Genomic DNA, 16,773 nt, shown 5'->3' with positions numbered 1-16,773 from the left:
TAGTTGCATTATATAACAAACAGGGGTGGAGTAGGAACCTGAGCGAGGCCAGCGGAGTAGTATCAGTACACCGCGGTCAGCCAAGGCCGCCTCGAGGCAACATTTGGATGAAATCAGTTTAGTAGCCCAGGCCCGGCAGGGCAGCCAGTCTGCCTGGGCGGAGCTTGTGCGCCTGCACCAACAGGCCGTATTCCGCTTGGCCTATCTGCATCTGGGCGATGCGGCCGAGGCGCAAGACGCAGCCCAAGACTGCTTCGTGCGCGCCTTCCGCCACCTTGGCCGCTTTGACGCCCAGCGCCCGCTGCGGCCCTGGCTGCTGCGCATCGTGGCCAACCTGGCGCGTAACCGCCGCCGCAGCGCGGGCCGCTACTGGGCCGCCCTGCAGCGCGCCGCACGCCAGCAACCGCAGGCGGCGGACAGTCCTCAGCCGGGCAGGGAGGCGGCCGAGCAGGCGGAGGAGTTGTGGGCGGCAGTCCGCAGGCTTCCGCAGCGCCAGCAGACCGTGCTGTACCTGCGCTATTTTCTGGAGCTTTCGGTGGAAGAAGCCGCCCAGGCTTTGGATCTGCCCGTGGGGACTGTGAAATCGCAGACCCATCGGGCGTTGCAAAAACTGCATGAAGTTATACGGGCAGACTTCCCGCAGTTGGTGGAGGACCGCTATGAATGAACGCGCAATCGTAAAGCTGGAGCAAGCCCTGTTGCAGGCCGGGCGCCAGTTACCGTATCCAATAACTCCTGATCTGGCCGCGTCTGCCGCCGAACGCCCCCGGCCGGCTTTGCGGCTGGGTTGGGCGCTGGGCGCCTTGCTGGCCATGGCCGCTAGCCTGCTGGCCGTGCCGGATGTGCGCGCTCGTGTGCTGGAATTTCTGCAGGTGGGTAGCGTGCAGATCGCCTTGCCGCCCGAGGGCGTTTCCCCTGTCGCCTGGGAACCTTGGTCTACTGGCGAATATGGCCAGATTGTGCCACTCAGCGAACTGGATGGCGAAACCACTCTGGAGCAGGCGCAGGCTGAGATGGGCTTTACATTCAGCCTGCCAGCATATCCACCCAGCCTGGGTAAACCCGACCGCGTTTACTTGCAGTATGTGGATCAGGATCCCTTTGCCATCCTGCTCTGGATGGATGAGCACACAACTCCCCAATTGGCGCTGTATATCCTTGCCCAAGGGGCATTCCTCAGCAAGACCGAGCCACAAACAGTGCAGACTTTGCAAGTCAACGGCCATCCGGCTGCCCTGGTGATTGGAAGCCACCTTTTGCGCTTTGGCAATGACGTGGGCTCAGGCATCCTAGTGCAGGCGCCTGCTCTCATCTGGCAGGTAGGCGAGCTTACCTATCGTTTGGAAGGCAACCTGCCGCTGGATGAACTCCTGCGCGTTGCCGGATCAATTCAATAAAAAAAAACGGCGCTCAGGCGCCGTTTTTTGTTTTGCGTAGCGAGCTGTACAGCAGCCATGCGCCGCCACCGATCAGCATCAGCGGTCCAATATAAGACCACAGCGCTTCAAAACCCAGCGCCAGCATCAGACCAAACAGCAGCAGCGGAATGCCAGGGTAGATGCCCCAGCCCATTCGCTGCGTGCCGACCTTTACCGTGGAAAGCAGTAGGAAAGTAAGCCCCAAGCCAATGAAGAGCAATCCGGATGGATCAAAGGGCAGGTTGCCGGGGCGGCTTTCAAAGTACGCCACGGCTGCCAGCGAGAGCATCACGCCGCCGGGGATGAGCGCCCACCACATCTCGCGGTTCAAGGTGAACACCGAAAGGAAGCCCAGGCTCATGAAGCCCAAAAAGATCGGCCCGCCCAGGTTTTCGCTCACCTCAGGCAAGAAAGTGCCCAGAAGACTCACGAGCGCCAGGCCGGAAACGAAGCAGCCCACCATCACAGCCCACCAGCGGCTGCGGTCCGCCAGGAACAGCGTGAACAGCGCCACCGCCGCGATGGCCAGCAGCACACCAAAGAAGCCATCCCGCGCCGAGCCGGGGATCAGGTCAAACTGCTCCAGCGCCAGGAAGGCGCCGGCCAGGATGAGTACGAGTCCAAGAATGTTGCGGCTGTCTTTGAGCATGAAGCCTCCGTCTGATGATTATACGCTTTGAGGACCAATAAGTTTCAAAAGCTAGCTGACCCGCCCCAGCGCGTAGTATGTAGGCACTTGCAGTTTGCGGGTGCCCGCTGCCCAGGCCGCCGCATCCTGTGCCAGCCAGCGCTCCAGCTGCTCGGCGGGCACATGTCCGCTCAGGTCGGCGCGCAGCATGCTGGCTTCCTCGGCGGCGGTGCTGGCGCTGGGGCAGCTGGTTTGCAGCGGCCCGGCGTCCACCACCTGCAGCCCGGCCGCAGCAAACAGCGCCGGCAGGCGGCCGCCAACCGCAGGGTCTGTCCCGCGGGCGCTCAACGCCTCGGTCTGTGCCTGGCCCAGCGCGGCCAGCTCGGCTGGCTCGTCGATACGCTGGGTATAGTCCGGCTCGGCCAGCACCAGCACCGCGCCGCCGGGGCGCACCACGCGGCGCATCTCGGCCAGCGTTTTGGCAGGCTCGGCCACCCACAGCAGCACAAAGTGGCAGAAGGCAATGTCAAAGCAAGCGTCAGGGTAGGGCAGTGCGTGCGCGTCCCCCGCCGTCAGCGCTGCATCTGGCGCGTGCTGCCGCGCCAGCGGCAGGGCGGCACGGTCAATATCCAGGCCCACGATCACTGCGCCTGCAGGCGCAGTGATCGTGCCTAGGACTGCGCCGGTGCCACAGCCCACTTCCAGCACGCCGCGGGCATTGGGCAGCCCGGCCGCCGCCAACAGATGACGCCGCGCCGGCGCAGTCCAGGCGGCTTGCTGCATATAGCGTTGGTGGGCTGCCGTGGGCTCAAGCATAGGGATAACCAATAGACTAATCGATTATTGGCTTAATCGCGTATACTTACATTTATGGCGCTCGATATACGTTCCGCTTCGGTCAAAAAGCTCTGGCAGGGACTTCGCAGCGATACGGCCAACTTCATGGCCGCCTTTTCCCAGCCCGAAAAACCCCGCATCGGTTTGCACGCCTACGACATCGCCATGGCCAACGGGCGCAGCATGCGTATTCATCTGCGCATCGAGCCCAGCGGCAACGGCGTCATGTTTGTGGACGTGACCGATGTAGTCCACCTCAACCACACTGCTGCCCTGATGGCCAAGATGGCCCTAGACGGCGTGCCGCGGCCGCAGGCTCGTGCCCGTATTGGCGGCTGGCACCCTGAGGCGCCGCTGGCCCAGATCGAGCGCGAGCTGACCCAGATCTACGACATGGTCGAGGGCTTCGCCCACCCGGACGGCGACTGCCCGACCTGCGAACTGAGCGATACCCTCGAGATGTCGCCGATGTTCAGCGTGGAAGTCAACGCGCCCTATAAAGTAGACATTGCACTCACCTACGGCTGCAACAACGAGTGCCCACACTGCTACAACGAGGCTGATCGCCTCAACATGCCCTCGCTGCACTTGCAGGAGTGGTACGCCGTGCTCGACCGCCTGGCTGAGCTGGGCGTGCCGCACCTCATCCTCACCGGCGGCGAGGCGACCCTGCACCCGGACCTGCCGCAGGTCATCCGCTATGCCGACCAGCTTGGCATGGTTGTCGGCCTCAATACCAACGGCCGACACATCGCTCACAACGAGTACATGCAGCAGCTGGCCGAAGCCGGCCTGAACCATGTGCAGTTCACGCTCGACTCCAACCGCCCGGATGTGCACAACGCCATGATGGGCGCTAAGGCCTGGCACCAGACCGTGCAAGGCATCGAGAATGCTATCGCCAGCCGTGTCCATGTGATCACCAACACCACCCTGATGCGCGCCAACATGGGCCACGTCGAAGAGATCATCGAGTTCTTGTACTCGCTCGGTATCCGCACCTTTGCCATGAACGGGCTGATCTACTCCGGTGGTGGTTTTGCCCACTCCAACGCCATTGACGAAAAAGAGATGCCGGCCCTGCTGGTGCGCGTGCGAGACAAGGCCCGCGAGCTGGGCATGCGCTTCCTGTGGTACACGCCCACCGAGTACTGCCGCATGTCGCCGGTGGAGCTTGAGATCGGCGCCAAGCGCTGCAACGCCGGCGAATACTCGCTGTGCATTGAGCCCAACGGCAACGTGCTGCCGTGCCAGTCGTACTACGTTTCCGCTGGTAACATCCTGCATGACCCGTGGGAGCAGATCTGGGACGGTGAGCTGTTCCGCAGCTTCCGCTACCGCGAGCTCGATCCCAAGGGCTATGGCCTGCCCGAAAAATGCTGGACCTGTCCTGACTTGCCGCTATGCGGCGGCGGCTGCCGCATCGAGCGCGAAGCGCGTGACGGTGTGCGTGTCGCCGAGGGCAGCGGCGGCGGTTGCTCGGGCTGCAGTGGCAGCTGTGGCACTGGCAGTTCGGCCCACCAGGTCAAGGGGCACTCTCATACCGCCGGGTACATTCCCGCCGGCGGCTTCACGCCGTCGCCCAGTACCACGCGCACCAAGACGCGTGCCAGCGGCAACTTTGACATGATCTCCCTCGACGAGATTCAATAGTTTGCTTTGAAACTGCGCAGAGATTCCAATAGGCTCCAGGGTTACGATTATTCGTTGCCAGGAGCTTATTTTGTTACCTTGGTTTCGAAGAATCGTGAAGCCATTTTTGGAAGACTGGTTGGTGAGCAGATTGTGTTGCATGAGGCTGGCCAAATCGTGGTTGAAGAATGGAGAAAGACATCTGACTTGCGCAGCGATGTTTCTTTGGATGAATTTGTTGTAATGCCAGACCACTTTCACGCAATTTTGCTTCTCCAGGGGAAACCTTTAGCAAGCGACGGTTCCCCAAATCGGAATTCGTTAGGGGCGCACCGCGGTGCGCCCCTACATAACTCTCGTCTTCGTCGCGAACCTAACTCACTCGGATCCATCATCGCTGGATTCAAATCCAAGGTCAGTCAGCGAATTGGCCGTAGTGTTTGGCAGCGAAACTACTTTGATCGCATTATTCGTGATGAATCCGAACTCAATAAGTTCCGCGAATACATCCTCTACAATCCGTTGCTGCTGAGCCAGGAGGCAGGGCAATAATGCTTGCCGCCTTCGAAGCTAACGCCATCCTGCGCATAGCCATAGCCGCCGTGTTCACGGCGTTGCTGTGGCTATTGTTCTTGCAGCTGGCCCGTGGCCACGGCAAGCTGCCCTTCGCCGCCCTGGGAGGCGGGCTCCTGGCGCTATTCTGGGCCGTGCCCGCCGCGCTGCCGCTGGCCTTCATTCCGCTACTCGCCGCACTGGCCTGGGCCGCATGGCGTCGGGCGCAGGCAGCCAGCTATCTGCCCGCCGTAGCCCGCATCGAGGGCGGCGGCGTGAAGCGCGGCCTCACGCCGCCCGAGGCAGCCGTGCTGCTCGGCCGGCCGATCAATATCACCCTGGCCTTGCTGCTGTTCGAGCTTTTGAAAAAGGGCGTTCTGCGCCAGACCCACGGCGAGCCGTTCACCGTCGAAGTGGACGAAGCCTTCTGCACCCACGGGCTGCAGCTCACCGCCCAGGAGCGCGGCGAACGCCGCCGCCTGGCCGCTCAGGCCATCAACGCCTCCCTGCACAAGTTTGAAGAGCCGTTCTTAGAAATTATCGAGAGCCATCCCGGCGTGCCGGTCTGCCAGCTCGACCTAGGCGTGGCGGTGCAGCCGCTGGTGCGCTATGTGGCCGGGCGGGCGGGGGGCTACAGCTTGGATGAAACCCGCACCTACTACGACCTCATCATTGACCGTGCCCCGAAGGAAGCCCGCAGCGACGGCAAGCTGACCTTTGACCGCGAGCGCATCTTCAACCGCAATCTGGGCTGGGTGCTGCTAGGCGCTGATTTCGTCAGCGTCCTCGACCAGCCTGATTACTCCTACGTGCCCCAATGGCTGCGCAAGCAGCCGGTCGCCTTAGGTCCGCGAACCTTCGCCCAATGGGTACAAGCCGTCTACGCCGAGCTGGACGGCATCGTAGACGAGCGCGACGTCAAGCTAGACCTCGGCGATGATGCCGACGCGGTCACAGCCGCGCTGCTGAGCGATATCCGCAGGACTACGTTTTATGGGTGATTCCCCGTCATTGCGAGGACTGCACTGCGTAGCAGTGCGGACGAAGCAATCTAATATAAAGATGTCAAGTACGCCGAGCTCAGCTAATTCGAGAATCAGAGTTTTCGCTGGCTTGCCCTTTTTGATCTGCCCGGCTAGTGCTTCTTCGAAGCTTTTTTCATGGCACACATTGCTTAAAAGCAAAATCCTCTATTGGTCCACTTAAGCTCTTTAAATCCTCCGGCAGAGAATCCCAATCCTGATATGTTTGCTCAGGGTCAGTGGTATCTAGAAAATTCGCTAGCCTCCATCGGTCATTTTCAGGCACAAAAATGTACACTCCGCGGAATTCGCGAGTCCAAGGGTCGGTTATCGGCTCGTTAGCACTATCTAGTTGAACCAAGGTGCTTTTAACACAAGCAATTACCCTTAGCTTCTCCGCTGTAGCCTCTATCACTATCAAGTCCTCTACCTGTGCTTTAAGGATTACTAATCGGTCTGGACCAGCAAAAGACAAGGAATCCAGCTTGCTTTCTTCATGGGTTTCGATTAATTCCCTTGCCGCTAGAGAATACTCCGCAGTCAAAGCAAGTTCTGTTGGGTTAGCACGCGTTACTCTACTTCCCGAACAGGAAATTAAGGCCATAACAACAAAAAATACGAGGCTTTTATTTTTCCAATTCACAAGAGCTCTCACTATTTACATGAACTGTATATGCCCCGCTGCTAAATGATCGAGATGACGATATATGGCGAGGATAAGAAAACCGCCACAAGGCGACTTATTGAACTGCTGTTGTAGCAACAGATATTTTTCAGTTTTCTTTGTGATCTACTTCCCCCAGATCACATCCCAACCATCGCGTACAAAATTACCCAACACCTTGTTCGTGCCCTGGCCCGGCAGCACATCGCCGTCTGGCTCCACGTACAGCCAGGCCTTGCCTGCCCCTTGGGGCAACTCCCGGCCGTGCGCAGCCGCTAGCTCCAGGCTGACCGGATTGAGCGCCGAATATGGGACCGGCAGGTCCCACACCAGCGGCAGGTTCAGCGCCGCCGCATGGTCGCGGGCGGCCTGTAGCGCCTCGCTGAGCGAGCTGTCCGCTTCGCTCAGCGAAAGGGCGCGGATGCCGCTGCCAGACAGCTTGTCGATAAGCCCATTGGCCTGGGCCGCATTGTCCTTGGTCAGTGTTAGATGGGCGGCGATGAAGATGTCGTCGTTCAGCACTTCCCGCCAGTAGGCAAAGCTAGCCAACGAGTCCCAGGTCTGCGTGCCGCTGGGTTGCAGTACGATCATGGCATGGTCCAGCCCGGCGTCCAGCAGGGTCTTCAGGTAGCGTGTGTCGGTGAGCTTGTGGCCATCGGTCACCAGGCCGGTCACCAGCCCGCGCGTCTCGGCGTGCGCCAGCAGCTCGGCCAGGTCCTCGCGCAGGGTCGGCTCGCCGCCGGTGAAGGTGATGTGCGGGATGCCGGCTTCGTAGGCCTTGTCGATCACTTGCTTCCACTCTGCGGTGCTCAGCTCGCGCTCCACCCGCTTGCTGGGCGCTGCATCGGTGGGGGCGCCCTCCGGCAGGCGATAGGTCAGGGCAATATCCAGGCGGTACGGCGCGCTCAAGTCTTCGTAAGGCGTGGCGCGGTCTACGTCCAGATAGGTGACCGGGTCAAGGTCCGGCGTTTCGATCAGGGTCTGCACCGTCTTGGCGAACTCGGCGTAATCGTCAGCCGCATGCTTCTTGTCGGTGCTGTAACGCTTGGCGATCTGCTCGGCCACTTGTTCCGGCGGCGTCAGGCGGATGAAGTGCCAAGCCATTTCCGTGGCGGTCTGGTTGAGGTGCAGCACCGTGCTGGCGTTGATCACCAGCAGGCCTTCGCCGCCGGGCTCAACCCGCAGGTGCAGGCGATAGTGGTTTGGGTGGCTGGGCGGCGAGGTGTACGAGAACAGGCCCGGCTCCAACGGCTGAGCCTTTTCGCCGCCGCGTAGTTTGTCCAGAAAGCCCATTAGCGGCCTCCTCCGGCGCAGGCGCAGGCACAGCCTGCGCACGCACACGCACATGATGAACCGCCGCCGCTGAAGCCGCCACCGCCGCTGCTGGTGGAGGGTGGGGGCGGCGGGTTGGTCACCTTGGTCACGCCGCCGGTAAAGTCAGACAGGTTGCCCACGACGCTGCTGGCAAAGCTCTGCACCCCGCCCACTACCGAGGCGGCAAAGTCGCCGCCGGGCAGGGTGGGCAGCGAGGGGCTGCCGGTGCTGCGCGTGGGGCTGCCGCTGCTGCGGCCCACGCTGGGGGCGGATGAGGTCTTGCCCGCCGTGTTGTAGGCCGGGTTGTAGCCGCCATACCAGCGCGGCAGGTACACCGGCCCATCCGAGAACACATCCCGCGTGCGGCGGTCGTAGTTTGGGTCCAGCATGGTCCATTCCAGGTTCTCGTCGAACGCTTCGCTCTTGACCTTGGGCGTATCGGCGGCTTCCACTTCGGCCCAGGCGTCGGCGGTGATCTTTTTGTAGAACTCAACCGTTTCGCGCTTGCTGAAGCCGCGCATCTTGTTGGCCACGCCGCGCACCATGCGCACCATCATCTGCTGCAGCTCACGGCGGCGCTTGGCTTTGTCGCTCTCGGCGAACGCGTTCAGGAAGTCGTTCTCGTATTCCTTCAAGCCGGTCGGCTGTTTGGTGACACGCGCCACATCGAGTGGGTCGCGGGTCACAACTTCGGCTGCGCCCTTTTTGACCACCGAGAACATGATCATCGAGAGGATCTTGTCCATCGGCTGTTCCAGCAGGATGGCGGCCTCCGGAGCGGTCAGGCCGCGTTTGATGCCGTGCCCTTCGACCGAGATCTTGGGAGGCAAATACTTCAGCTTGCGGCTGCGCTCGGCCCGCACTGCAATCACCACAATAAAGGTGAAGAAGCCAGCAAAACACAAGCACACCATCAGGCCGATGACCACGTCAGGGTCAATGCCGTAGCGCTGCCAGAAAGTGGGCACGGTCACGCTGCCCTCGCGTACGGAGCGGGCGGGGAACGAGGCGCCAAATAAATAATCCCGCCCGGCGCTGGCGTTGGTGTTGCGCCAGGTGTAGGTGATGCGGCCAGTGTTGTCTACGCCGGTCACTGGCGTGTCAGGGAAGCCGGGATGCCCGGCCGTGTGCCAGCGCGGCTCACTGGGCTGCACGCCCGGCGGCAGGTGGAACACTACCGTGATGTCGCTGCTGCCGTTCACGAAATCAGAGTCGAAATAGTTCGGCATGAACAGCGCGCTGGCATAGCTGCTGTCTTCGTTGTCCTCGTACAGCACATTGCTCACGTTGGTAGCGGTCATGCGCACCGTGCCGCTTTGCCCGGGTTGGATCGCATATGCCCCCAGGCCCAGCTCCACGCCGCTGTCAATGTAGGGCGAATAGGCAATGTGCGAGATGGGGCGGCCGTCAATGGATGCGCTGACGTTGGAGACCGAGTAGCTGTTGTTGGGCAGGCCTACGTCTACATAATCGATCGGGTCTGCGTAGCTCTCATTGCGAAAGGTGATCTCGTAGGTGACGCTCAGCGTGCCGTTGGGCTCCCAGTACACATCTACGCGCTGGGTTGGCACCTGGAAGGCATAGGTCTGCGCATAGGCCACGCTGAGCGGAACCAGCGTGATGAGCAACAACAGAGCAATGGAGAGAATGCGATGGCGGAGTTTCATTGGTTAGCTCCTGGCAACTAGCTTTGCTGTCGTCTGTGAGCTGTTAACTGTTGGCTGGTTACCACTTGGGGGCTTCTTCGATCTGGTAGACCGCACCGCAGTAGGGGCAGGTGACGTTGAGCGCGCCGCCCACCAGAGCCACATTCTTGTCGCTCAGGGCGCCGCCGCACTGCTGGCACAGAAACTTCTCCAGCTTCACATCGCCGGTCAGGTCCACGTTGTAGGTGACCTTTTGCTCGCCGGGGGCGGCCAGCTTTTGGTTGGCGTACCACATTAGGCCAAAGCCCAGGCCGACGGTGATCAGGCCGGTGGCCAGGTTGCCCCAGCTCGTCTGGGTGCCAAACGCGGCCCAGATGAAGAGCACGCCAAAGAAGATCAGGATCCACGATGCAATTTTTGCAATTGATTTCATTTGAGCGTCTCCTGGAAATCAAGTTTAGCCGATTTTGGGCCTTTTCTCAATTCAGGCAGATGCGCAGGCTTAAAAAGCAAAGCCCCAGGCGCAACCTGGGGCTTTGCTGAGTTTGCGTAAATACTACGTGATTAGCCAATCCATGCCCAGCAGCAATACCGCCACCAGCGCCAGCAGCAGCAGGTTCCACAGCTTGCGCCGCGCCGTCACGGTGGCCTTGTAGCCGTCTTCCACTGTCTCCAGCTTGATCTGCACCACCGCAAAGAAGTTGATCACCGCCGCCAGCAGAATGCCCGCCAGCACCAGAATGCCGATCGGCAGCTGCACACCGGCCACATTGAGTGCGCCGCTTTCCATCGCAGCCATCAAATGCGAAAGTCCAGGGGTGTTCATCACCATCGCTAGCGGCTGGCCCGAGAGTACATACGCCACCGCAAAGCCTTCTACGATCAGGGCGGGCACAAGCAGCAGCAACCCAAGCGCCGCAGCCTTGCGGCCATTGTCAAGCCAGTTTTCGCTAACCAAGTTTCCGTTCACAGTTTGCCTCCGAGTGCGCGTGTTTTGTAAAGCAAGCAGGGTGAAGCCCGGCAACGCCATCAAGGCTTCCTTCCAATACCAGAACTGTGCTGCCGGCAGGCCGTGTTCGCCCGCGATATGCACGAAGGTTTCGTGCATATCGCCCAGGATGGCTTCACAGCTCGGCGCTGGCAGCACGCTGCGCAGCAGCCGCGCCGCCAGCGCAGGCGGTTGCAGGCTGGGCCGCTTCATGAGAGTCCCTGCTCGCTGCTGGGGATCGCCGCCCACAGCGCTTCATGCAGCTGCCGGGCTTCGTTGAGCGCTTTCAGGCCCTTGGGGGTCAGCGAGTAATAGCGCTTGCTGCGGCCGCCGCGTTGCGGGGTTGGTTCGCCCTCGCGTACGGCCAGCAGGCCGCGCTGCTCCAGGCGCTCCAGCGGAATGTAGATCGCGCCGACGGACCAGCGCTTGCCGGTCAGCCGCTTCAGGTGTTCGCCGAGCGCCAAACCATACGCCTCGGGCGCCAAAGCCCTCACAGCCAGCATGATCGTTTCTTCAGTACGGGTTAGTATCTTCATCTGCGTTATTTTTCTATTTTATAGAATAAATGCTTCGTTCGTCAAGGGTTGCAAATGAGCCTTTGCTGAGAAGCGCATGAAACTCAAACTCATCATCGCCGTATATACTCGGATGCATACGTGTGCATTTTGCGTCAAGCGACTTGACTGAGAAGAACCAAAGCGCTCCCCGCTGTGGGTGATTCTCATAATAGAAAAGAGGAGAGCAATGCCAAACGAAATCGCTTACAAGATCTATGGGGATGATCTGCAACTGCTAGAGATCGAGCTTGACCCCGGCGAGGCGGTGCGCGGCGAAGCAGGCACCATGACTTATATGGAGAGCGGGGTGGAGATGCAAACCGGGGTGGGCGGCATCTTCAAAGGCCTCAAGCGCATGTTCACCGGGGAGAGTTTCTTCATCTCCACCTTCACGAATGCCAGCCAAGCCGTCTCGCACGTGGCCTTTGCAGCCCCGTACCCTGGCAGCATCCTGCCCATCAACCTCACCGCTGAGGGCGGCAAGTTCATCTGCCAGAAGGATTCGTTCCTGTGCGCGGACACCAGCGTCGAGATCGAGATCGCCTTCACCAAGCGCCTCGGCGCCGGCCTCTTCGGCGGCGAAGGTTTCATCCTCCAACGCCTCGAGGGCGCAGGCATGGCCTGGGTGCACGCAGGCGGCACCCTGATCGAGAAGACCCTCGCCGCGGGCGAAACCCTGCGGGTGGATACCGGCTGCCTGGTGGCCTTCGCCCCCAGTGTGGACTATGACATCAAGATGATGCGCGGCTTCACTAACGCTCTCTTCGCCGGCGAAGGCCTGTTCCTGGCGCAGCTGACCGGGCCGGGCAAGGTGTACTTGCAGAGCCTGCCGCTTTCGCGCCTGGCTGACCGCATTCTGGCTGGCGCCAAGCGCGGCAAGGGCAAGTCTGGTGGCGGCGTCGCCGGCGAAGTGATCGGCGGCCTGTTCGGCGGCTAGAGTAGAATTTAAGCTATACGGAGAAGCCATGGCCAAGACCTTTAACCCGCGCGTCTACAAGATCACCTTTGCCAGCGTGTACCCCATGTACGTGCAAAAGGCCGAGAAGAAAGGCCGCACCAAGGCCGAGCTTGACAAGATCATCCAATGGTTGACTGGCTACAACAAGAAGCAGGTGGACTCACAGATCAAGCGCGAGACGACCTTCGAGACCTTCTTTGCCGAAGCGCCGGACATGAACCCGGCCCGCGCCTTGATCACCGGCGTGATCTGCGGCGTGCGCCTGGAAGAGATCGAAGACCCGCTGATGAAAGAGATGCGTTACCTTGACAAGCTCGTAGACGAGCTTGCCAAGGGCAAAGCCATGGACAAGATCTTGCGCCAGCCCACAACCGTTAGCTAAAAAACAGCCGCTGAAAAGCGGCTCTTTTTTGTTGCCTACCGTCATTCCGAGGCGGCATACCCAAGCAGCAATGATGCTAAAAGCGATACAGCCGAGGAATCCTTTAGGCAATAAAAGTCTCGTTTGTTTTGCGCTGTTGCTTATCTGTCGTTGACCGGCACCCATTTCCTATCATCCACACCCGTGTACTCTGACTGCGGGCGGATGATGCGGCCCTCGGCGCGCTGCTCGAAGCAGTGCGCAAGCCAGCCGCCCACGCGGCTGACCGCGAAGGTGGGCGTGAACAACGGAATGGGGAAGTCCAACCCGTGCAGTAGCAGGGCGGTATAGAACTCCACGTTGGTTTGCAGGTTGCGGCCGGGTTTGTACTCCTCCAGCAGACGGATGGCGGTCTTCTCCACATCCTGCACCAGGTTGTAGAGCGCCATGTCGCCGTCGGCTTCGTAGAACTCATGCGCCGCCTTGGAGAGCACGTCGGCACGCGGGTCGCGCACCTTGTAGACGCGGTGGCCAAAGCCCATCAACAGCTCGCCCGCGCTCAACTTCTTGCGCAGCACCGGCTCGGCGTTCTCGGCCGTGCCGATCTCGAAGACCATGTCCAGCGCCGGGCCAGGCGCACCGCCGTGCAACGGGCCTTTGAGCGCGCCGATGGCGCCCACGATGGCCGAGACGAAGTCTGTCCCGGTTGACATGATGACCCGCGCCGTGAACGTGGACGCGTTGGAGCCATGGTCGATCACGGTATTGAGGTAGGTCTCCAGCCCACGCACGCGCGCCGCGCTGGGCGCCATCCCCTCCAGCATGTAGAGATAGTTGGCGGCATGACCCAGGCTCGGGTCGGGTGCGATGGCTTCCTTGCCATTCGAGAGGCGCCAGGCGGCGGCCACGATGGTGGGGAAGGTGGCCAGCAAGCGTTTGGCCAGCCATTCATCAGCGTCCTGCTCGGGCGCGTCGAGGCCTAACGTGCCTGTCGCCATGCGTAGCGCGTCCATCAGATCGAGCTTGGCACTCGCGGCATCTTTCAGCAGCGCCAGGGTGGCATCCGGCAGGGCGCGCAGCTGCGCGAGCGATTCGGTGAACGCTTTCAGCTCCGCCGTATTGGGCAGTCTGTCGAACCACAACAAATAGACCATCTCTTCAAAACTGGCGCGGCTGGCGATCTCCTCCAGTTTAAAGCCAGCAATGACCAGCTCGCCGGCCTGGCCGTCTACTTTGCTCTTGTTGGTCTGCACGGCAACGACGCCTTGCAAGCCAGGGACATATGTGGACATGGGGGATGCTCCTTGAATGTAAAGACCGGTAGTGTGCTTATATTCTAACCGCAGCATTGTTCACAGATGAACACAGATGAACTTAAATCAGCGTTCATCAGTCTTCATCTGTGGATGTTTAGCCCTTACAATCTCGCCTGGAATGCAAACACTATCTTTGCTGAAACTCATCGCCATTGCGTCCTTCGGCTTCGCTCTCACTCTGTTCAGCAACACGCTTGACCCAGCGCTGTACGGATTCAAAGTGCTGCAACTTGCGCCTGACAATCCCAACACCCTGCTCGGATTCAGCACCGCCGCCGGCTCGCTGCTGGTGCTGCTGATGGGGCCGCTGGTCGGCCTACTATCTGATCGTACCCGTTCACCGCTCGGCCGCCGCCTGCCATACTTCCTGATCGGCGTGCCGCTGATGATCGCCGGGCTGTTCACTGTGGGCCTGGCTCCGGCGGTGTGGGTCTTTGTGCTGGGCGTGCTGCTGTGGCGCTTTGGCGACAACATCATCTTCGCCCCCTGGGAGGCGCTGTACGCGGACCGCGTCCCGGCGGCGCAACGCGGCCTGGCCTCTGGCCTCAAATCGCTGACCGAGATCCTGGCCGTGCTGGTGGGCCGCCTGGCCGCCGGCGAGCTGCTCTCGCGCCAAGTTACGCTGGGGGATACCGCCCTATTCGCTGCCATGGCCGTGCCGGTGGCCGGGCTGCTGCTGGCGCTGCTGTTCACCTGGCTCGGCATGCGTAATGAACCCTATGAGCAAGGCGAGCCGGTGCGTGAGCCATTGCTCAAGACCTACATCGACAGCTTCCGATTCGACTGGCGCAGCCAAATTGCGTTCCGCTGGTGGTTTGCCAACCGCTTCCTGTTCTGGATCGGCTTTGTGACCTTAAGCCAGTTCCTGCTGCTGTTCGTGGTGGACGTCGTCGGTCTCCCGGAAGCCGAAGCCCAGCGCTACCTGGCGCGGCTTTCGATCGTGCTGGGTGGGGCGATCTTGGCGGTGGCGGTGCCCGCCGGCCGCCTGGCCGACCGGCATGGCCGCGCGCCGGTGGTGATCGCCGCCTGCCTGATGGCCGCGCTGGGCACGGTGATGGTGCTGTTCCTGCGTGACCTCAGCTGGCTAACCCTGGCCGCTGGCCTCATCGGCTGCGGGGCGGGCGCCTACCTGTCGGCCAACTTCGCCCAACTGACCGATATCGTGCCCAAGCCAGAGGCTGGGCGCTATATTGGTCTGGCGGGCATTGCCGGGGCGGCTGGCGGCACGGTGGCGCGCCTGCTAGGTGGCCTGCTGATCGACCCGCTCAATAAGCTCACCACAGACGGCACTCTGGGCTATCTAGCCTTGTACGGGTTGGCGGCGCTGCTGTTCGTTATCGCAGCATGGGTCGCCAGCTTCAAAGAGCGATGAACGTTGTGAGAATCAAAAAGAAGCCCTTTCGAGGAAAGGGTTTTTTTTGTTGGCTATAGTTTGCTACCATCCCGGGCTATTGCAGGAGTCAAGGTCGCCGGACTGCAAACCATCTTGCAACGCCGCCAGGCGTTGCTCGGATGAGCCATGCGTCCACGCGTCGGGAACGATGTAACCTTGCGTCTGCTGCTGGATGCGGTCGTCGCCGATCGAGGCAGCCGCATCCAATGCTTGGATGATGTCTTCGCGGGTCAGGCTTGCGATGTATCCGGTTTGCGTGGCGTGATGCATCCAGATGCCGGCCAGGCAGTCTGCCTGCAACTCGGTGAAGACGATCTCGCTATCCGGGCCAGTGTCTCTGATGGCGCCCGAAGTGTTCAGTACACCAAACAGGTTCTGGACATGATGTCCATACTCATGTGCGATCACATAGGCATTGGCCAGGGGGCCACCCTGCGCGCCAAGGCGCGCCATGATGGTTTCAAAAAATGACAGATCAACATAGACCATCTGGTCGCGCGGGCAATAGAACGGGCCTGTGGCGCTGGATGCGAAGCCGCACGCGGCTTCAGTAGAACCGGAGAACAGCACGGTCTGGGCTGGCACATAGTTCATGCCATACTCCGGCAGTTCGTTCGTCCAGAAGGCTTGGATGCTGTTGACGAAACCGACCAGCTGACAGTCTTCGCGCTGGTTGGCGTCTGCGCCGGTCTGGCATTCAGAGGCCAAGTCTGCAGCGTCCTGATAGTAGCCATCCGAGCCTGAGGAAGTCTCGCCGAGCAAAACCGAAGGGTCCACGCCGAGGAACATCGAAACCAACAGCAATATAAGACCCAGCCCACCTCCGCCTACCAGCACCGTGCGGCCTGTGCTGCGCCCGCGCCGGTCTTGCACTTGTGATGGGTCAAGTCGTTTACGATCATTGAATGACATTCATCCTCCGATGAACTCTGCCAACTTTCTGCAGGGGGTTGCGATTCTAGCTGAATTTTGTTTCTGCTTGTATTCACGCCGCGTGTGGCAGCGTCTGCTGGTCAAGCCGCCATACGTTACAGATAATCGGATTACCTTTGGGATATTCATAGGCGCTAGTGCCGAGCAGTTCGAAACCAGCCTTGCGGGAGACCGCGTTGGATGCCAGGTTTTCAACTGTGGGGTAGGCGAAGAAATAGCGGTGACGCTGTTGCGCATGCGCCAGCGCCGCCGCGGCCAGCGTGGCCTGCGTGGCGATGCCGTGGCCCTGCCATGCCGGCACAACCGCCCAGCCTGTCTCCCAGGCTTGCTGGCCGTCGTGTTCGTGCTCCCAGTAACCCACAGTGCCAGCGGGCTGTTCTTGCGGGCCAGCCAAGATCACATACATGGCATTGTGGCCGGTGTTTGGTAATGCAACATAGCGGGCGTGACGCGAGCGCAACTTCTCTTCACTTTCAGGCCCGCCCAGGTAGGCGGTCATCTCCGCCACGCCCAGCGTGGCCTGCAGAATTTCAAAGTCGTCTTCGCGGTAAGGG

Annotated in this window: 19 protein-coding genes; 8 read left to right on the top strand and 11 right to left on the bottom strand. The window is 60.8% G+C overall.

The features are described 5' to 3' along the window. Positions 1-103 precede the first annotated feature (103 nt). Together KIT08_00095 and KIT08_00090 are read left to right on the top strand one after the other, a co-directional pair. Positions 104-667: a sigma-70 family RNA polymerase sigma factor gene (locus KIT08_00095; protein ID UYN89660.1), complete on the top strand. Its 564-nt coding sequence runs from the start codon at positions 104-106 to the stop codon at positions 665-667. Next, the gene (locus KIT08_00090; protein ID UYN89659.1) at positions 660-1,397 is read left to right on the top strand and encodes a hypothetical protein; all 738 of its coding nucleotides are present in this window, start codon (positions 660-662) and stop codon (positions 1,395-1,397) included. Before KIT08_00095 ends, KIT08_00090 begins: the two co-directional genes overlap by 8 nt. 13 nt (positions 1,398-1,410) lie before the next feature. Here KIT08_00090 and KIT08_00085 read toward each other — a convergent pair whose 3' ends face one another. Together KIT08_00085 and KIT08_00080 are read right to left on the bottom strand one after the other, a co-directional pair. Beyond that, on the bottom strand, positions 1,411-2,067 hold the full coding sequence (locus KIT08_00085) for a hypothetical protein (protein UYN89658.1): 657 nt from the start codon (positions 2,065-2,067) through the stop codon (positions 1,411-1,413). A gap of 51 nt (positions 2,068-2,118) precedes the next feature. Further along, the gene (locus tag KIT08_00080; GenBank protein UYN89657.1) at positions 2,119-2,862 is read right to left on the bottom strand and encodes a methyltransferase domain-containing protein; all 744 of its coding nucleotides are present in this window, start codon (positions 2,860-2,862) and stop codon (positions 2,119-2,121) included. Positions 2,863-2,916: 54 nt separating this feature from the next. Between KIT08_00080 and KIT08_00075 the strand changes: the two genes are divergently transcribed. The 3 genes from KIT08_00075 to KIT08_00065 are packed head-to-tail and all read left to right on the top strand — an operon-like array spanning position 2,917 to position 6,068. Continuing rightward, positions 2,917-4,536, top strand: coding sequence for a radical SAM protein (locus KIT08_00075; protein ID UYN89656.1), 1,620 nt, complete (start codon positions 2,917-2,919; stop codon positions 4,534-4,536). Positions 4,537-4,542: 6 nt separating this feature from the next. Then, on the top strand, positions 4,543-5,067 hold the full coding sequence (locus tag KIT08_00070) for a hypothetical protein (GenBank protein UYN89655.1): 525 nt from the start codon (positions 4,543-4,545) through the stop codon (positions 5,065-5,067). Next, positions 5,067-6,068 (top strand): hypothetical protein, encoded by a 1,002-nt coding sequence (locus KIT08_00065; protein ID UYN89654.1) that lies wholly within the window; start codon positions 5,067-5,069, stop codon positions 6,066-6,068. The genes KIT08_00070 and KIT08_00065 overlap by 1 nt, the downstream gene beginning before the upstream one ends. Positions 6,069-6,225: 157 nt before the next feature. Here the strand turns inward: KIT08_00065 and KIT08_00060 are convergent, their stop codons facing one another. The 6 genes from KIT08_00060 to KIT08_00035 form a co-directional block, all read right to left on the bottom strand. Further along, positions 6,226-6,732 (bottom strand): hypothetical protein, encoded by a 507-nt coding sequence (locus KIT08_00060; GenBank protein ID UYN89653.1) that lies wholly within the window; start codon positions 6,730-6,732, stop codon positions 6,226-6,228. 147 nt (positions 6,733-6,879) lie between these two features. Next, the gene (locus tag KIT08_00055) at positions 6,880-8,046 is read right to left on the bottom strand and encodes a radical SAM protein (protein ID UYN89652.1); all 1,167 of its coding nucleotides are present in this window, start codon (positions 8,044-8,046) and stop codon (positions 6,880-6,882) included. Next, positions 8,046-9,734 (bottom strand): hypothetical protein, encoded by a 1,689-nt coding sequence (locus tag KIT08_00050; protein ID UYN89651.1) that lies wholly within the window; start codon positions 9,732-9,734, stop codon positions 8,046-8,048. Before KIT08_00050 ends, KIT08_00055 begins: the two co-directional genes overlap by 1 nt. A gap of 58 nt (positions 9,735-9,792) precedes the next feature. Next, positions 9,793-10,146, bottom strand: coding sequence for a hypothetical protein (locus KIT08_00045; protein UYN89650.1), 354 nt, complete (start codon positions 10,144-10,146; stop codon positions 9,793-9,795). A gap of 123 nt (positions 10,147-10,269) precedes the next feature. Further along, on the bottom strand, positions 10,270-10,914 hold the full coding sequence (locus KIT08_00040) for a hypothetical protein (protein ID UYN89649.1): 645 nt from the start codon (positions 10,912-10,914) through the stop codon (positions 10,270-10,272). Continuing rightward, a complete protein-coding gene (locus tag KIT08_00035) occupies positions 10,911-11,237 on the bottom strand; it encodes a PadR family transcriptional regulator (GenBank protein ID UYN89648.1) in 327 nt (108 codons plus the stop codon). Before KIT08_00035 ends, KIT08_00040 begins: the two co-directional genes overlap by 4 nt. A 208-nt stretch (positions 11,238-11,445) precedes the next feature. On the opposite strand from KIT08_00035, the gene KIT08_00030 reads away from it, so the two are divergent. After that, on the top strand, positions 11,446-12,195 hold the full coding sequence (locus KIT08_00030; protein UYN89647.1) for a TIGR00266 family protein: 750 nt from the start codon (positions 11,446-11,448) through the stop codon (positions 12,193-12,195). Between the two features lie 28 nt (positions 12,196-12,223). Then, positions 12,224-12,598 carry a DUF2200 domain-containing protein gene (locus tag KIT08_00025; GenBank protein ID UYN89646.1) on the top strand — a complete coding sequence of 125 codons (375 nt, stop codon included), beginning with the start codon at positions 12,224-12,226 and terminating at the stop codon, positions 12,596-12,598. Between the two features lie 140 nt (positions 12,599-12,738). On the opposite strand, the gene KIT08_00020 is transcribed toward KIT08_00025, so the two are convergent. Next, entirely contained in the window at positions 12,739-13,869 is a 1,131-nt protein-coding gene (locus tag KIT08_00020) for a citrate synthase/methylcitrate synthase (GenBank protein UYN89645.1), read from the bottom strand. A 142-nt stretch (positions 13,870-14,011) separates the two neighbouring features. Here KIT08_00020 and KIT08_00015 point away from each other — a divergent pair, with 142 nt between their 5' ends. Beyond that, positions 14,012-15,265 (top strand): MFS transporter, encoded by a 1,254-nt coding sequence (locus KIT08_00015; GenBank protein UYN89644.1) that lies wholly within the window; start codon positions 14,012-14,014, stop codon positions 15,263-15,265. A gap of 63 nt (positions 15,266-15,328) precedes the next feature. Here KIT08_00015 and KIT08_00010 read toward each other — a convergent pair whose 3' ends face one another. Continuing rightward, positions 15,329-16,198, bottom strand: a complete 870-nt coding sequence (locus tag KIT08_00010) for a neutral zinc metallopeptidase (GenBank protein ID UYN89643.1) — start codon at positions 16,196-16,198, stop codon at positions 15,329-15,331. Positions 16,199-16,271: 73 nt separating this feature from the next. Further along, the coding region (locus KIT08_00005) for a GNAT family N-acetyltransferase (GenBank protein UYN89642.1) at positions 16,272-16,773 on the bottom strand (502 nt) is incomplete at its 5' end.

The sequence above is a fragment of the Anaerolineales bacterium genome (assembly GCA_025808555.1).
In the GTDB taxonomy this organism is placed as follows: Bacteria; Chloroflexota; Anaerolineae; order Anaerolineales; family UBA11579; genus JAMCZK01.
This window is presented reverse-complemented; position numbering and strand designations above follow the sequence as displayed.

What these genes read in the sequence shown, in the direction of transcription:
- KIT08_00085 (UYN89658.1), bottom strand. Translation starts at nt 2,067, where the DNA reads ATGCTCAAAGACAGCCGCAACATTCTTGGACTCGTACTCATCCTGGCC.
- KIT08_00030 (UYN89647.1), top strand. Translation starts at nt 11,446, where the DNA reads ATGCCAAACGAAATCGCTTACAAGATCTATGGGGATGATCTGCAACTG.
- KIT08_00090 (UYN89659.1), top strand. Translation starts at nt 660, where the DNA reads ATGAATGAACGCGCAATCGTAAAGCTGGAGCAAGCCCTGTTGCAGGCC.
- KIT08_00035 (UYN89648.1), bottom strand. Translation starts at nt 11,237, where the DNA reads ATGAAGATACTAACCCGTACTGAAGAAACGATCATGCTGGCTGTGAGG.
- KIT08_00080 (UYN89657.1), bottom strand. Translation starts at nt 2,862, where the DNA reads ATGCTTGAGCCCACGGCAGCCCACCAACGCTATATGCAGCAAGCCGCC.
- KIT08_00050 (UYN89651.1), bottom strand. Translation starts at nt 9,734, where the DNA reads ATGAAACTCCGCCATCGCATTCTCTCCATTGCTCTGTTGTTGCTCATC.
- KIT08_00075 (UYN89656.1), top strand. Translation starts at nt 2,917, where the DNA reads ATGGCGCTCGATATACGTTCCGCTTCGGTCAAAAAGCTCTGGCAGGGA.
- KIT08_00065 (UYN89654.1), top strand. Translation starts at nt 5,067, where the DNA reads ATGCTTGCCGCCTTCGAAGCTAACGCCATCCTGCGCATAGCCATAGCC.
- KIT08_00015 (UYN89644.1), top strand. Translation starts at nt 14,012, where the DNA reads ATGCAAACACTATCTTTGCTGAAACTCATCGCCATTGCGTCCTTCGGC.
- KIT08_00040 (UYN89649.1), bottom strand. Translation starts at nt 10,914, where the DNA reads ATGAAGCGGCCCAGCCTGCAACCGCCTGCGCTGGCGGCGCGGCTGCTG.
- KIT08_00045 (UYN89650.1), bottom strand. Translation starts at nt 10,146, where the DNA reads ATGAAATCAATTGCAAAAATTGCATCGTGGATCCTGATCTTCTTTGGC.
- KIT08_00025 (UYN89646.1), top strand. Translation starts at nt 12,224, where the DNA reads ATGGCCAAGACCTTTAACCCGCGCGTCTACAAGATCACCTTTGCCAGC.
- KIT08_00010 (UYN89643.1), bottom strand. Translation starts at nt 16,198, where the DNA reads ATGTCATTCAATGATCGTAAACGACTTGACCCATCACAAGTGCAAGAC.
- KIT08_00055 (UYN89652.1), bottom strand. Translation starts at nt 8,046, where the DNA reads ATGGGCTTTCTGGACAAACTACGCGGCGGCGAAAAGGCTCAGCCGTTG.
- KIT08_00020 (UYN89645.1), bottom strand. Translation starts at nt 13,869, where the DNA reads ATGTCCACATATGTCCCTGGCTTGCAAGGCGTCGTTGCCGTGCAGACC.